The following is a 16564-nucleotide window of genomic DNA, read 5'->3' on the forward strand; positions in this document are numbered from 1 at the left end:
TAAAAAATGAAAAATATTAAAATAAAAAATATATCTCTTGCTGTTGCAATGTTGGGTTTAAGCCTTACCGCAAATTCTTGTGCAGATGATTTAAGACAAGAGCCAATTACAGAAATTACTGCTGCAAGTCTTTACAAAGACTTTGGAAATTATAAAAATCTTGTAGCAAAACTTTATGGTGGTTTGGCTGTGGGCGGACAGTCTGGAGGTGACGGTAATGGTGATATTGCTGATATTGACGGTGGATTCTCTAACTATATGAGACTTCTCTACATCATGAATGTAATCACTACTGACGAAGCAGTGATCGGATGGAATGACGGAACACTTCCTGAATTTCATAAAATGACATGGACTCCTGCCAATGAATTCAATAATGCAATGTATTATAGACTATATACTGAGATTGCATTCTGTAATGAATTTATTAAAAATACTACCAATGAAATGCTGGGGCAGAATGGTATTTCTGGAGCAAATCTTGATGAGGCAAAAGCGATGAGAGCAGAAGCCCGATTCTTGAGAGCTCAGGCATATTATCATCTTTTAGATATGTATGGTAATGTTCCTATGGTAGATGAGACAACTTTTGGAACTTTACCAAAACAAATGAACAGAGCTGCATTATTTACTTTCGTTGAGTCCGAACTTAAATTAGCAGAGTCAGAGCTAAAGGCTCCCAGAACAAATGACTACGGTCGTGCTGACAAAGCTGCTGCATGGTCACTTTTATCAAGATTGTATCTGAATGCAAAGGTATATAATAACACCGAAAGATATGCAGACGTTATTGAAAACTGTAACAAAGTAATCGCTGCAGGTTATTCTATAAATCCTTCATACGAAAAACTTTTCCTTGCTGACAACAATGTAAATAACCCTGAAAATATATTTTCAGTGGTTTATGATGGTCAGTATACTCAGACTAATGGTGGTACTACATTCTTGGTTCACGCATCAATCGGAGGTTCCATGGTTCCTGCCTCATTCGGTGTTAATGGTGGCTGGGGTGGTATTCGAACTACAAAAGCTTTCGTTCAGAAATTTCAGGCAAGTGATTTAAGAGGTCGTTTCCACACAGCAGGTCAGACTTTAGAAATCAATGATCTTGCAAACTTTAATGATGGATATGCGTTTATAAAATATAAAAATGTAAAAAGTACCGGTCAGGCTGGAATACATGATAACTGGGTTGAAACTGATCTTCCTATTTACCGACTAGCTGATGTTTACCTGATGTATGCTGAAGCAGTCTTAAGAGGCGGTGGAGGCAACTCAGCGACAGCTTTGGGATATGTTAATGCATTACGTACAAGGGCTAATGCGTTAACTGTAAGTTCTATTGATCTGAATTTTATCCTTGACGAAAGATCAAGAGAATTATCTTGGGAAATGACAAGAAGAAGTGATTTGATCAGATTCGGTAAATTTACTACGTCAGCATATTTATGGCCTTGGAAAGGAAACGTGAAAGATGGGATAGGTGTAGCAGATTACAGAAATATTTTCCCGATTCCAAACAACGATCTTGTAGTAAATTATAATTTAGTTCAAAATCCTGGGTATTAATAGTTAAAATCTTAAATAATGAAATATATATATAAAATATTTTCAGTTTTTGCAGTTTTGTTTTTGTTCTCTGCTTGTGAAAAAGATGAAGATCCGACGGTAGTAAGCGAACTTACGACAAGTTCATTAAAAGCAGATAAAACAATAGTAGTCTTAAGCGAGCTCGTTTCAGAAACTGCAGCAGTAAATTTTACATGGCAAAAACCTACATTCAACGTAGCAATAGTTCCAACTCAACAAATTGAATTTGCTAAGAAAGGGAATAATTTTTTAAACTCTACCATAATTGGTTATGGAAGTAATGTAAGTACATCTGCAGTTACCCATGCACAGCTTAATATGATTATGTCTGATTTAGGAGCTACTGCTGATGTGGTAAGCCAGATCGAAGCAAGACTTGTTACTGTTTTGGGACAGAAAAAAGTGTATTCTTCTCCTGTGACAATTTCAGTGACTCCTTATACTCCAAATCCTGACAATGCATATCCGAAAATAAATGTTCCGGGTGCGTTTGGTGCAACATCTGGTTATACTGGCTGGGCTCCCGCAAATACGGCAAATCTTTACTCTCCAGAGAAAGATAATAAATACAGAGGTTTTATTTATGTTTCAAGTGTAGCTGGTGATGATGGAAAATATAAGTTTACGATCAATCAGGATTGGCCGGGAAATAAAGGAGATGATGGCACGCTTACAGGAAAACTTGCTTTAGATGGTTCAGATATCAAAGCTACTGTGGCAGGAACCAGATATATCAAAGTTGATTGGGTAGCAAATACCTACTCATCTGTCTTGGCTAATTTTGGTGTGATCGGTGACGCTACTCCTGCTGGTTGGGGTTCAGATACAGATTTGGTTTACAATTCTGCTACGAGAACTTACGTTATCAATTCAATAGCTCTAACTGCTGGAGGAGTTTTTAAATTCAGAGCCAATGATGACTGGGCAATGAAGATTCAGCCTGCTGCAGCAGATCAAACTTTAGCTTCAGGTACAGGAGTTCAGACCTTCTTTAGTACAGAAGGTACTGTAACTGGAGATCCGGCTTACAAAGTTTCCGTTTCAGGAAATTATAAAATCGAATTAGATTTACATAATTCTGCTAATTACAAATTAACTGTTACGAAATTATAACATATACTACCTAATTTACATAGCAAACTGTTGCTGTAAAGCAGCAGTTTTTTTATTTTTAAAGTTTATAATAATCAATATGAAGAAAATGACAATCGGAGCATTTTTGCTCTCAATGATGTTTGGAGGTGCCAATGCACAATCTTTAAAATCGCCGGATGGAAAGTTCGAAATGGATTTTCAGTTGAAACAAGGCGTTCCTTATTACAATCTTAAATATAACGGTAAAACGGTAGTTGAAGATTCAAAATTAGGATTAAGAATTTTTAAAGATTCTTCAATAAAATTTGCTTCCGAAATTGCAAAACCTGAAGATGCAAAACTAGATTTAAATAGCGGTTTCGCAAAAACTAACGAAAAAAGAGGTTCGAAAAACGAAACCTGGCAGCCTGTTTTAGGTGAAAAGAAAAACTATATCAACAATTATAATGAATTGGCAGTTACGCTCAATCAGGGGAGTACAGACAGAAATATCATTGTTAAATTCAGATTGTTCAATGATGGGTTAGGTTTCAGATATGAATTTCCTCAGCAGAAAAATTTGAATTATTTTGTAATTCGTGAAGAAGATTCAGAGATCGATTTCCCTTCAGATATGAAAGCCTGGTGGATGGTTGCAGATTATGATTCTCAGGAATATCAATATCAGGAAACAAAAGTTTCAGAAATTCCTGCAAGATGGCCAAAAGCTGCTGATGCCAATGCTTCTCAGACCTTAATTAAAAATGCGGTTCAGTCTCCTTTAATGCTGAAAAAAGAAGGGAAAGAACCTTTGTATATCAACGTTGCCGAGGCAGCAGTTTTAGATTATCCGGCTTCTCATTTGGAAGTAGATGCTCAGGATTTTAAGCTCAAAACTCATCTTACGGCAGACAGACAGGGAGCAAAAGGTTATATGCAGACTCCGATGGTAACGCCTTGGAGAACCATTATCGTTGCTCCGAAAGCAGAAGATGTGATGGATTCTAAAATGATTTTTAATCTGAACGAGCCCACAAAATACACCGATACTTCTTACATTCATCCTACAAAATATATGGGTGTTTGGTGGGAAATGATCATAGGGAAATCTCAGTGGGCATACGGTCAGCCGGAATCAAATGTACGTTTAGGGGAGACCGATTTTACCAAACTTACACCTAATGGAAAACATGGAGCCAACAATACCAAAGTAAAAGAATATATCGACTTTGCAGCTGAAAATGGTTTTCAGGGACTTTTAGTTGAAGGCTGGAATGTGGGTTGGGAAGACTGGTTCGGACGTTCAAAAGAATATGTTTTTGATTTTATTACGCCATACCCGGATTTCGATATCAAAATGTTAAACGAATATGCACATTCAAAAGGAATTAAGCTGATCATGCACCACGAAACTTCAGGTTCTGCAACGAACTATGAAAGATGGTCTGATAAAGCATTTCAGTTGATGAATAAATATGGCTATGATGCTGTGAAAACAGGATATGTAGGAGATATTATTCCAAGAGGTGAGCATCATTATTCTCAGTGGATGATCAATCATTATTACAGAATTGCAGAAAAAGCAAACGAGTACAAAATAATGATCAATTCTCACGAATCGGTTCGTCCTACAGGAGAAAGCCGTACGTATCCTAACTATATTTCTGCTGAGGCAGCTCGTGGAACAGAGTATGAGGCATTCGGAGGAAATAATCCTGATCATCAGACGATTCTTCCGTTTACAAGATGGATGGGAGGTTCTATGGATTACACGCCGGGAATTTTCCAGACCAAACTAGACTATTATTTCCCTGGAGATACTCGTTTTGTAAAAACGACCTTGGCAAAGCAGTTAGCACTGTATGTCACGATGTATATGCCGCTTCAGATGGCTGCCGATTTACCTGAAAACTACAAAAAGCACATGGATGCCTTCCAGTTTATCAAAGATGTTGCAGCAGATTGGGATGATACCAAAATCTTATCTGCTGAACCTGGAGATTATGTCATTACGGCAAGAAAAGCAAAAGGTACAGAAAACTGGTTTGTAGGTGGAATTACCGACGAAAACAAGCGTGACTATACAGTAGATTTTTCTTTCCTGGATAAAGGTAAAAAATATGAAGCGGTAATTTATGAGGACGGAAAAGATGCAGATTACATCGATAATCCTCAAAGCTACAATATCTACAAAAAGCAGATCACGAGCAAGTCTAAAATTCCTTTCAAAATGGTAAGAAGCGGAGGTTTTGCAATCTCTATCAAACCTGTGAAATAAAAATTTCTCTTCTGAAGGATAGATTTGAGCGCAGCAAGAAAGACGGGTAGCTTTATACGTAATTTTATTTTTAGAAGCTGTTTCCCGCTCTTCACTGTATCTTTTTTGTTCCTTGGCTTTTGCCTAAACAAAAAAGGATGTCGTTGCGATCAGGGCTAAAAGAAGCTCCATAAATTCAAACTTTGTTGAGGTTTAAAAGCCCTCGACAAAGTTTTTTTTGTAAATTGAAATCTTAAAATTCTTACCGATGAAGTTGATGACTACCATATTCAGCAAGCAGAACGTTTTTCTTCTCTTGTTGATCGTAATGGTCTTACTGGCAAAGCTGATCCCGTTTCACGAATCTTATAATCAATATTTCAATCTCGCAGGTTTCATAGATTGGGGAATTGCTGTAATATTTCTTTTGTATGGTTTAAAACTAAATCTGAAAGAAGTTGTAAAAGACGTATCCAACTGGAAATTACACCTGCTGATTCAGTCGGGTACCTTTATCATTTTTCCGTTACTGGCGCTGATATTTTATCCGTTTGCAAAAGATTCGGAGTATTTTAATCTTTGGCTTTCGGTGTTTTTTCTGGCAAGTCTTCCGTCAACAGTTTCTTCATCCGTCGTGATGGTTTCTATTGCAAAAGGAAATGTAACTTCCGCGATCTTCAACGCCTCTATCTCCGGAATTATAGGAATTATAATGACACCATTGCTGATGAGTTTCTTTCTCACAGCAAACAGTGAAGGTGGTAATCAGACCGAAATTATTGAGCAACTTCTACTCAAAGTCCTTCTGCCCATTATTTTAGGAATTCTGCTGAATCCGTTCTTCAAAAAATGGGTGAACAAATACGCAAACATTATTTCAGAATTCGACCGCCTCATTATCTTGCTGATTGTATATGAAAGTTTTTCGACAGCATTTTTAGAAAATGTCTTTGTTTCGGTACCTGCATTAGTCTTTGTCGTCTTAGCATTCAGCGTTATATTTTTATTTTTTACAACCTACTTTATTTTAAAATTGATTGCGACAAAACTTAAATTTAAACCTAAAGATATCATCACTGCAACATTCTGTGGTTCCAAAAAATCACTGGTTCACGGCAGTTTATTTCTCCTTGTTTTAGGTATTCCCAATGATCAGAAAGTTCTCTTTTTGTTGCCGGTAATGATTTATCACAGTTTTCAGCTTTTCTATGTCAGTTGGCTGGCAAGTTATATTGCAAAAAAGTCTGCCGTTGTTGAGGTACAAGAAATTATTTAATTATCTTTAAATCTATGAATCTGCTCAAAAAAATCACTTCTCTGTCTGCACTTTCGCTTATTTCAATGATAAATGCACAATCTGTTCGCACAATTCTGAATAAGAAAGAATCGTTCAGAAAAGACACTATATTTTCCATTAAAGCAGATACAAAAGCAACATATTTTCCCGTAACGGTTATAAAAGGCAAGCAGAAAGGCCCCGTTTTCAGTATTGTCGCAGGAATTCACGGCTACGAATATCCGCCCATCATTGCCATTCAGGAATTGTTGAACGAAGTAAAACCTGAAAATCTCAAAGGCATTTTAATTATTGTTCCGATTGCCAATGTAGAATCTTTTCAGAAGAGAACACCGTTTGTAAATCCACTAGATCAGAAAAATTTAAATAACGCTTTCCCCGGTTCACCAATCGGAAGTCCGACCGATCAGATTGCCCATTTAATAACTCAAGAAATTATTTCAAATTCAGATATATTTTTAGATATTCACGGTGGTGATGCCAATGAAGATCTTTTACCATTCGTTTGCTATTACGACAGAAAAGATACTCCCGAAAAAACAAATGCCGCAAAATCTTTATCCCGGCAATCCGGAATGAAGTATGTTGTTTCATATCCTTATAATTTAGCCCAAACAGAACCTGCAAAATATGCTTTCAAACAGGCAGCACAGCAGGGAATTACGGCTTTAAGTATCGAAGCCGGAAAATTGGGAACTGTTCAGAATGAAAATGTTCAGATGATCAAAACAGCTGTTTACAGAATGTTGGAGTATTCTAACATGTATTCTTCGCCATTTAAAAATAAAGTACAGGCCAAAACTATACAACTCAACAATCAGGACTACATCCGTGTTCCTGAAAACGGAATTTTCTACAGCCTTTTAAAAAGTGGGGATAGCGTACGCAAAAACCAGATTTTAGGATACATTACTGATGAATTTGGAAAAAAGAAACAAGACATTATCTCAGAAACCAACGGAATTATTTTATACAAAGTCGGTACACCACCTGTGAATAAAGGAGAAACGCTCTTTTGTATCGGCTATACCAAATCTTAATAAAACTATTTATGAAAAAAATATATACCATTTTTGCTTTGTCGGCATCCGCTGTCGCTTTTGCCCAGATTCAGAAAGTAGAACCTGCGTTTTGGTGGAAGGGAATGAAAAATCCCGAAATCCAGATTCTTGTGTATGGAAAAGACATCGCTAATAACGAAATTGAGCTTTCAGATGGAATAAAAGCAGTTGATATTCAAAAAGTTGAAAATCCTAACTATCTTTTTGTTACCGTCAATACCAATGAAGTTAAGGGTTCAAACTTTAAAATTAATATTAAAAAAGGCAAGAAAAATGTTGATTCCTACAACTATGAATTAAAAAAGAGAAATCCCAATTCTGCCAATAGAGAATCATTTACTTCCAAAGATGTAATGTATTTGATAATGCCCGACCGTTTTGCAAATGGTGATGAAAATAACGATTCAATGCCGAATTTGACCGAAAAAGCAAACCGAACTTTACCAAACGGTCGTCACGGCGGAGATTTGCGTGGAATTATTAATAATCTTGATTATATCCAAAATTTAGGAGCAACTTCAGTCTGGTTAACTCCCGTTAATGAAGATAATGAGAAAGTGTATTCTTATCATGGCTATGCCCAAACTGATTTATACAAGATAGATGGTCGCTACGGAACCAACGAAGAATACCGGGAACTTTCCCAAAAATTAAACAAAAGAAACATGAAACTGGTGATGGATTACGTCACCAATCATTGGGGAATTTCTCATTGGATGATCAAAGATTTACCTACAAAAGATTGGATTCACTTATTTAGCGATGAAAAAAATGGTTTTAAACGTTCCAATTATAAAACAACGACACAATTTGATACAAACGCTTCTGAAGCTGATAAAAGAGTAGCTCTTGACGGCTGGTTTGATACCACAATGCCCGATATTAACCAGAAAAATCCTTTGGTTTTAAAATATTTAACCCAAAATGCAATCTGGTGGATTGAGTATGCTGAATTAGGAGGTTTTCGTGTAGACACGTATCCTTACAACGATAAAGAAGCAATGGCAAAATGGGCAAAAGCGATCACCGATGAATATCCGAAATTCAATATTGTTGGTGAAACCTGGTTAAATACAGCAGGTCATATTTCAGCTTGGCAAAAAGATTCGAAAACGGGAGAAGCGGCGAATTATAATTCAAATTTGCCTTCAGTGATGGATTTTATGCTGTATGATGAGCTTCCGAAAGCTATCAAAGAAAAAGATGGCTGGAATAATGGGATGAATAGACTCTACAACAGCTTTACAAGTGATTTTCTTTATCCTGATATCAACAATGTGATGGTTTTCTTTGAGAACCACGACACCGAAAGATGGAATGAGATTTTCAACAGTGATCCAAAAGCCTATAAATTAGGTTTAACATTACTCTCAACCGTACGCGGAATTCCTCAGATTTATTACGGTTCAGAAATTGGAATGCGTGGCGACAAAAACAAAGGCGGCGATGCAGATATCCGAAGAGATTTTCCCGGTGGCTGGAAATCTGATAAACAGAATGCCCTAAATCCTTCAACCCAAACTCCACAACAAAAAGAATTTTATGATTTTACTCAAAAATTACTGAACTGGAGAAAAGGAAAAGAAGTTATTCATACCGGAAAAACTAAAAATTTCGTTCCTCAGAATAATGTTTTTGTGTACTTTAGATACAACGAAAAAGAAATGGTAATGGTTGTGGTAAATAATAATGATAAAGATGAAACTCTAGATTTAAAACGTTTTTCGGAGACTATCAAATCGTCAATAAAAGGGAAAGATATTATTTCAGGAAAAGAAATTTCTCTGCAGAATAATTTAACAATTCCTGCAAAAACCTCAATGATTATTGAACTTAACTAAATATTTGAGTTAAAAATAAAAAAGATTAAATATGAAAAAGACAACAATATTCTTAACACTTGTTTTATTTGTTTTGAGTTTTACAGCAGTTTCTGCTCAAACAGGATTTGATAAAGAGAAAACAGCGATCAATAAAATGCTCGATGATTTCAATATTGCAGCTGCAAAAGCGGATTACAAAACGTATTTTGATTTTTTTGCTGAAGAATCTACTTTCATCGGAACCGATGCAACAGAAGTCTGGGACAAAAAGGAGTTTATGGTCTGGGCAAAACCACATTTTGATAAAAAGAAAACGTGGGATTTTACTTCATTAAAAAGAAATATTTACTTTGCAAAAGATGGAAAATTGGCTTGGTTTGATGAATTATTGGATACTCAGATGAAAATCTGCCGTGGTTCCGGAGTTTTAGAAAAAATAAACGGCGTATGGAAAGTGAAACAATATGTACTTTCGATGACGGTTCCCAATGAGATTGTTGATAGAGTAGTTGACGAAAAAAGGGTAATAGAAGATGCACTCATCGACAAATTAAAAGCAAAGTAAAAAATGTCAAATAAAATAAAGCCAAATTTGTCTATGGCTCAGATTATCAACATGAGCATGGGTTTTTTGGGAATTCAGATGGCTTTTGGGCTTCAAAACGGAAATGCAAGCCGTATTCTGGGGAACTTCGGTGCAGATGTGCATGAGCTTTCATGGTTTTGGCTGGTTGCGCCGATTACTGGTTTGATCGTTCAGCCAATCATTGGTCACATGGGCGACAATACATGGAGTCCTTTAGGGCGAAGAAAACCTTATTTTTTAATCGGTGCAATTCTTTGTGCTATTGGTTTGGTATTGCTTCCAAATGCAGCTTCTGCAACACAGTTGATGACTGCCAATGTTTTGCTTTTAGCCGTGATTTTCCTTGCTATGATGGATGCATCTATTAATGTAGCTATGGAACCTTTCCGTGCGTTGGTGGGCGATATGCTTCCGAAACATCAGGGAACTTTAGGCTTTTCCGTTCAGACGATTTTAATCGGAATTGGAGCGGTTATAGGATCTTATCTGCCGGATTGGTTAACTAAATTAGGCGTTTCTAATGTTGCTCCTGCAGGATTTGTCGCTGATAATGTGATTTATGCATTTTATTGCGGAGCCGGAATTCTTTTATTGACGATCATTTATACAATTGTTACTACAAAAGAATATTCACCACAGGAATTTGCAGCATTTGAGGGCGGAAAAGAAATTGTAGAAGAACCGTCTAAATTTAAAGATATTTTTAGTGATTTTGCTAAAATTCCGAACTTGATGAAAAAACTGGGTATTGTTCAGTTTTTCTCTTGGTTTGCTTTATTTACGATGTGGGTTTTCACGACGAGTGCCTTAGCGACTCATCAATTCGGACTTTCTCCGGAAGACACGCATTCTGTTGCCTTCAATAAAGCAGGTGATCTTACCGGAAAATTATTTGGGATGTATAATCTCTGGGCAATTCCTTTTGCTTTTTTATTAACGCCAATTGCTAAGTTGATGGGCAAAAAACAAACCCATGCTTTGGCTCTCTTTTGCGGTGGATTAGGGCTGATCTCAATGTATTTTATCAAAGATACTTCACTACTTTGGATCTCAATGATCGGGCTCGGTTTTGCTTGGACAAGTATTTTGGCAATGCCTTATGCAATGCTCATCGATGCAATTCCACAAAAAAAGATGGGAGTTTTTATGGGAATTTTCAACTTCTTTATTGTGATTCCTCAAATCATCAACGGACTTTTTGGAGGGCTAATTGTAAAAGGAGCTTTCGGAAATTACGCAATGGGTTATGTTGTTGTTGGTGGAATCTGTATGCTTTTAGCGGCAATTCTTACCTTAATTTTTATTAAAACAGACGATTCAAATCCAAAAGAAATTGAAGAAGAAATACAGCAGGTACATTTTTAGTTTAATTAGAAATTAGAAATTATTTTGATAACATTCAACATAATCACCATGATATATCAATAGGAGCGGACTTTAGTCCGCTTTTTAATAGCTTTTTGTATTTCTTAGCTAAGTTTACGGCTTTGTATAACTTTAAAATGGTCAAATTTTAATATTCTTTGTTTGCCTTTACATTAGTAAAAAAAAGGTCTACATATATATTTAGCATAAAAATTCACTTCGAAGAAAATTCACAATTTACCATTCACCATTCACCAAGATCCTTTCTTACCTTACATCAACATTTCTCTACTATCGACACCGTACATTTGTACTATAAATAATCAAAAAAATATCTATAATATGAAAACAGTTTATCACAAAGCAGATACAAGAGGTCATGCCAATCATGGTTGGTTAAATTCTTATCACACCTTCAGTTTCGCAGGTTATCAAAATCCTGAAAGATCGCATTTCGGAGTTTTGAGAGTATTAAATGACGATACCGTTTCTCAAGGAATGGGTTTTGGGACACATCCACACAAAGACATGGAAATTATTTCAATTCCGTTGGAAGGTGATTTAGAACACAAAGATTCAATGGGTACAACTGCTGTTATCAGAAAAGGAGAAATTCAGGTAATGAGCGCCGGAACCGGTGTGATGCACAGTGAGTACAATAAAAATAAAGACGAAGCCGTAAAATTCTTGCAGATCTGGGTTTTTCCAAGAGAAACAGGTGTTGAGCCAAGATATGATCAGAAAAGTATTGCAGACGGTGAAAAAAATAATGGATTCCAACAGATTTTATCACCCGATAAAAACGATGCCGGAGTTTGGATTCATCAGGATGCATGGTTTAATTTGGCTAAATTCACCAAAGGAAACGGTAAAAACTATATGATCAATAAAAAAGGAAACGGTGTTTATGCTTTTGTTTTAAAAGGAAGTGCCAAAGTGGGCGACAGAGTTTTAAGTGAAAGAGATGGTTTAGGAATTTGGGATACCCAAAGTTTCAACATCGAAGCAACAGAAGACACAGAAATCCTTTTAATGGAAGTTCCTATGGAATTACCTTCTTATTTAAAATAAAAAAAATATTTTTGCCGAATAAAAATTCCCCTCCCTCGGAGGGGTGGCGAAAATTCGAAAGAATTTTTGACGGGGTGGTTTAAGTACTACTTCAACAATAATACATTAAAACTTAGACAAATTTAAATTATACAATGAAAATTTTAGCAGTAGCAGGAAGTAATTCCGAAACATCAATCAATAAATTATTAGTTTCTTATGCAGCTTCATTAATTGAAAATGCAGAAGTAGAAATCGTTGACATGAACGATTTTGAAATGCCAATCTACAAACATCAGCGCGAAGTGGAAAGCGGAGTTCCTCAGGAAGCAAAAAACTTGGCAGAAAAAATAGATGCTGCAGACATTCTTTTAGTTTCTTTGTCTGAGCACAACGGAACGTATTCTACAGCATTTAAAAATGTTTTCGACTGGACTTCAAGAATCAAGCAAAGAGCTGTTTGGAACGAAAAACCAATGTTGTTAATGGCTACAGCTCCTGGTGGAAGAGGTGGTTTGGGAGTTTTGGAAGCTGCAGAAAAGCGTTTTCCGTTACATGGAGGGAATATTATCGATACTTTTACCCTTCCATTCTTTAATGACAACTTCGATAAAGAAGCAAATGTGATTTCTAATGCAGAGAAAAACAGTGAGTTAAAAGAAAAAGTAGCAAAAATTGCTGCTGTTGAAATAATCTTAGAAAAATAGCATTTGAAAATTAATATAAAATTAATATCTTTGCAAAAAGAAAAAGTAATGAAAATTCAGACCACTTTTAAAGAATGTTTCTCCAAAAAAGGGAATATTGTGGACTCTGAAATTCTGAGATAAAATAACGGCCGATAATCTACTAAGATTGTCGGCTTTTTTGTTTTCTAAATTTGAATAAAAAGTAAAAATAAAATGTACCAATTTATCAATGTAACAGTTTATCAATTTTAAACCATTGTTACATTATTACATTATTACATTGATACATTGCTAAATTATTAAGCATGAGCAACACGTACAAATCTGCAGGAGTAGACAAAGAAGAAGGTTACAAAACCGTTGATAAGATCAAAAAAGCGGTGGGCGAAACTCACAATTCCAATGTTTTGAACCATTTGGGAAGTTTTGGAGCTTTCTACGAGATCGGAGGTTACAAAAATCCAGTGTTGGTTTCAGGAACAGATGGAGTAGGAACGAAGCTGAAAGTAGCTTTAGACTCAAAAAAATACGATTCTATTGGGGTTGACTGTTTTGCAATGTGTGCAAACGATATTCTTTGTCACGGTGCAAAACCATTGTTTTTTCTTGATTATTTAGCTTGCGGAAAATTAGATTCCGAAATCGCTGCAGAAATCGTTTTAGGAATGGTAGAAGCTTGTAAAGACAACAACTGTGCGCTTATCGGTGGTGAAACTGCTGAAATGCCGGGAATGTACAAACCCGGAGACTACGATGTTGCTGGATTCTGTGTTGGAATTGTTGAAAAAGATCAGATTATTGACGGTTCGAAAATCAAACCTGGAGACAAAATTATTGCTTTACCAAGTTCTGGTTTCCACTCAAACGGATTCTCTTTGGTAAGAAAAGTGTTCCCTGATTTTAATGAAGAATTTGAAGGAAAACCTTTGTACGAAACACTTTTAGTTCCTACAAGACTATATTATAAAGATATTCACAAAGTAATTGAAGAAGTAAAAGTTGCAGGTATCGCTCACATTACTGGCGGTGGTTTGTACGAAAACATTCCAAGAATTATTGGTGATGGTTTGTGTGCTTCTATTGATGCTTCAAAAATTCAGATTCCTAGTATTATGGTAGAACTGGAAAAAAGAGGAGGCGTGGCTCACGAAGAAATGTTCGGAACCTTCAACATGGGGGTTGGGATGATCGTTGTAGTTGATGCAGAACATGCAGAAAAAGTATTACACCTTTTGGATGATGCGTACGAAATCGGAGAAATCACAGAAGGAGCTGAAAAAATTGATTTAAAATTTTAAATAAAAATAGAATTTGGTTTCAGAGATTAGGTTTAAACTAATTTCTAATTTCTAATTTCTAACTTCTAATTAATGAAAAACTTAGTTATACTCGTTTCAGGTTCAGGAACCAATCTTCAGAGAATTATTGATACCATTGATAACGGAGAAATCCAGAATGCAAAAGTATCTTTAGTGGTTGCGGATAGAGAATGTTTCGGGTTGGAAAGAGCCAAAAATCATAACATAGAAAACGTTCTGATTCCGAGAGGAAAAAACTTCAGTAGTGAATTGAGTAAAATTATTCCTGAAAATACTGATCTTATCGTTCTAGCTGGTTTTTTATCAATTTTAAAACCTGAATTTTGTGAAAACTGGGGCGGGAAAATAATCAATATTCACCCTGCTTTACTTCCAAAATTTGGAGGAAAAGGAATGTGGGGACATCATGTTCACAATGCGGTGATTGAAGCTAAAGAAAAAGAAAGCGGAGCGACAGTACATTTTGTAACTCCTGGAATTGACGAAGGAGAAGTGATTCTTCAAAAATCATTCGAAGTTACAGAAAACGATACTCCCGAATCTGTTGCAGAAAAAGTTCACAAAATTGAATATGAAATTTTTCCGATAGCAATAAATAAAGTACTCAATAATGTACCAATGTAACAATGTATCAGTTTACCAATTAATCAAATTGGTACATTGTTACACTAATACATTGTTACATTAATAAAATAAAGACACACTTAGATAAAAAAAGATTTCGAAAAAGTAAAAAATCTAAGTAAAAGTAAGATCGGAGGTGAAAGAACCGGTCTACAGTTTGAAATAACTGTAAAAAGTAAAAATTGAAAGTCCCAAAAGGACGATTTAACCAAGTGTAGAGTGAAATCCTATGCTGAAAATGAAAGTAAAAATGAGTGAAAATCGCAGTATTGCGGTTTTCGCTTAAAAAAATGAAAAATCTATGAGCAAGAGAGTTTTGATCAGTGTTTCTGACAAAAGCGGATTAACAGAATTCGCACAGTTTTTGGAATCCCAAAATTATGAATTGATTTCTACAGGCGGGACGTTCAAACATTTGAAAGAGGCTGGTTTAAATCCCATTCAGATCGACGAAGTAACAGATTTTCCTGAAATGTTGGATGGAAGAGTGAAAACTTTACACCCAAAAGTTCACGGTGGTTTATTGGCGGTTCGTTCAAACGAAGAACACATGAAAACGGTTCAGGAGCACGGAATTGGCTTAATCGACATGGTGATCGTTAATCTTTATCCTTTTTTTGAAAATGTAAATAAAGATATTTCTTTACATGAAAAGGTAGAATTTATCGATATCGGTGGACCATCAATGCTTCGTTCAGCAGCTAAAAACTTCGATTCTGTAACCGTAATTACCGATGTTGAAGATTATACGAAAGTAAAAATCGAAATGGAGCAAAACGGTGACACGTACATCGAAACTCGTAAAAGATTAGCCGGAAAAGTATTTAATCTTACTTCAGCCTATGATGCCGCGATCTCAAGAATGCTTTTAGAAGAAGATTATCCAACATATTTAAGTGCTTCTTATAAAAAAGTTTCAGACCTTAGATATGGTGAAAACCCACATCAGACAGCAGCATATTATGTTTCTACTTTCGAAGACGGTGCGATGAAAGATTTCGAACAGTTGGGAGGTAAAGAATTGTCTTTCAATAACCTTCGCGATATGGATCTTTGCTGGAAAGTGGTTACAGAATTTAAAGAAGAAATGGCTTGTTGTGCTGTAAAGCATTCTACACCTTGTGGAGTTGCTATCGGAACTTCAGCTTTGGAGACTTACCAAAAAACTTTCGAATGTGATCCTGTTTCTATCTTTGGCGGAATTGTTGCAATGAACTACAAAATCGACGCAGCAACAGCTGAAGAACTTAACAAAACATTCCTTGAAATTGTAATGGCTCCTGATTTTGATGACGAAGCTTTGGAAGTTTTAAGAAAAAAGAAAAATTTAAGAATTATAAAAATCGTAAACCCTGTTTCTGACAAACAAACTTGGGTGAAGGTTGATGGAGGAATTTTGGTTCAGGATAACGACAGTATTTTCTCTGATGATATTAAAGTGGTAACAGAAACTCAACCAACAGACGAGCAAAAGAAAGCATTATTATTCTCTCAGAGAGTGGTAAAATATGTGAAATCTAACGCGATTGTAGTTTCTAACGGAATCCAGGCTTTCGGAATCGGAGGTGGACAAGTAAACAGAATCTGGGCAACTCAACAAGCAATTGAAAGAGCTAAAGAAAAATTCACAGGAGACTTAGTTTTAGCTTCTGATGCATTTTTCCCTTTCCGTGATGTGGTAGATTTCTGCGCTCAGGAAGGTATTACGGCAATTATTCAGCCGGGTGGAAGTGTAAAAGACCAAGACAGCATCGAAGCGGCAAATGAGCACAAAATCCCGATGATGTTTACTGGTGTTAGACATTTTTTCCATTAATTAAAATAGAATT

General features: G+C 35.9%; 13 protein-coding genes. All 13 read left to right on the forward strand.

Going from position 1 to position 16564, the window contains the following annotated elements:
- Positions 1-6: 6 nt before the first annotated feature.
- The 13 genes from EG358_RS10370 to purH all read left to right on the forward strand — a co-directional run bounded on the left by EG358_RS10370 (position 7) and on the right by purH (position 16551).
- Complete coding sequence (locus EG358_RS10370; RefSeq protein WP_083677002.1) at positions 7-1569, forward strand: RagB/SusD family nutrient uptake outer membrane protein; 1563 nt, start codon at positions 7-9, stop codon at positions 1567-1569.
- Between the two features lie 18 nt (positions 1570-1587).
- A complete protein-coding gene (locus EG358_RS10375; RefSeq protein ID WP_083677001.1) occupies positions 1588-2703 on the forward strand; it encodes a SusE domain-containing protein in 1116 nt (371 codons plus the stop codon).
- A 79-nt stretch (positions 2704-2782) separates the two neighbouring features.
- Positions 2783-4942: a glycoside hydrolase family 97 protein gene (locus EG358_RS10380; RefSeq protein ID WP_076559048.1), complete on the forward strand. Its 2160-nt coding sequence runs from the start codon at positions 2783-2785 to the stop codon at positions 4940-4942.
- A gap of 256 nt (positions 4943-5198) precedes the next feature.
- A complete protein-coding gene (locus EG358_RS10385; RefSeq protein ID WP_076559046.1) occupies positions 5199-6197 on the forward strand; it encodes a bile acid:sodium symporter in 999 nt (332 codons plus the stop codon).
- A gap of 14 nt (positions 6198-6211) precedes the next feature.
- The gene (locus EG358_RS10390; RefSeq protein WP_076559045.1) at positions 6212-7258 is read left to right on the forward strand and encodes a succinylglutamate desuccinylase/aspartoacylase family protein; all 1047 of its coding nucleotides are present in this window, start codon (positions 6212-6214) and stop codon (positions 7256-7258) included.
- 11 nt (positions 7259-7269) lie between these two features.
- Positions 7270-9120 carry a glycoside hydrolase family 13 protein gene (locus EG358_RS10395; protein WP_076559043.1) on the forward strand — a complete coding sequence of 617 codons (1851 nt, stop codon included), beginning with the start codon at positions 7270-7272 and terminating at the stop codon, positions 9118-9120.
- Between the two features lie 31 nt (positions 9121-9151).
- Positions 9152-9667, forward strand: a complete 516-nt coding sequence (locus EG358_RS10400) for a nuclear transport factor 2 family protein (protein ID WP_076559033.1) — start codon at positions 9152-9154, stop codon at positions 9665-9667.
- A gap of 3 nt (positions 9668-9670) precedes the next feature.
- Complete coding sequence (locus tag EG358_RS10405; protein ID WP_076559031.1) at positions 9671-11053, forward strand: MFS transporter; 1383 nt, start codon at positions 9671-9673, stop codon at positions 11051-11053.
- Positions 11054-11395: 342 nt separating this feature from the next.
- A complete protein-coding gene (locus EG358_RS10410) occupies positions 11396-12124 on the forward strand; it encodes a pirin family protein (RefSeq protein ID WP_076559029.1) in 729 nt (242 codons plus the stop codon).
- A 134-nt stretch (positions 12125-12258) separates the two neighbouring features.
- A complete protein-coding gene (locus tag EG358_RS10415) occupies positions 12259-12810 on the forward strand; it encodes an NADPH-dependent FMN reductase (protein WP_076559027.1) in 552 nt (183 codons plus the stop codon).
- Between the two features lie 287 nt (positions 12811-13097).
- Positions 13098-14090, forward strand: a complete 993-nt coding sequence (gene purM / locus EG358_RS10420) for a phosphoribosylformylglycinamidine cyclo-ligase (protein ID WP_076559025.1) — start codon at positions 13098-13100, stop codon at positions 14088-14090.
- A gap of 72 nt (positions 14091-14162) precedes the next feature.
- On the forward strand, positions 14163-14735 hold the full coding sequence (gene purN, locus EG358_RS10425; RefSeq protein ID WP_076559023.1) for a phosphoribosylglycinamide formyltransferase: 573 nt from the start codon (positions 14163-14165) through the stop codon (positions 14733-14735).
- Between the two features lie 301 nt (positions 14736-15036).
- Positions 15037-16551 carry a bifunctional phosphoribosylaminoimidazolecarboxamide formyltransferase/IMP cyclohydrolase gene (gene purH, locus EG358_RS10430; RefSeq protein WP_076559021.1) on the forward strand — a complete coding sequence of 505 codons (1515 nt, stop codon included), beginning with the start codon at positions 15037-15039 and terminating at the stop codon, positions 16549-16551.
- Positions 16552-16564: the final 13 nt, after the last annotated feature.

Source organism: Chryseobacterium indoltheticum (genome assembly GCF_003815915.1).
GTDB lineage: Bacteria > Bacteroidota > Bacteroidia > Flavobacteriales > Weeksellaceae > Chryseobacterium > Chryseobacterium indoltheticum.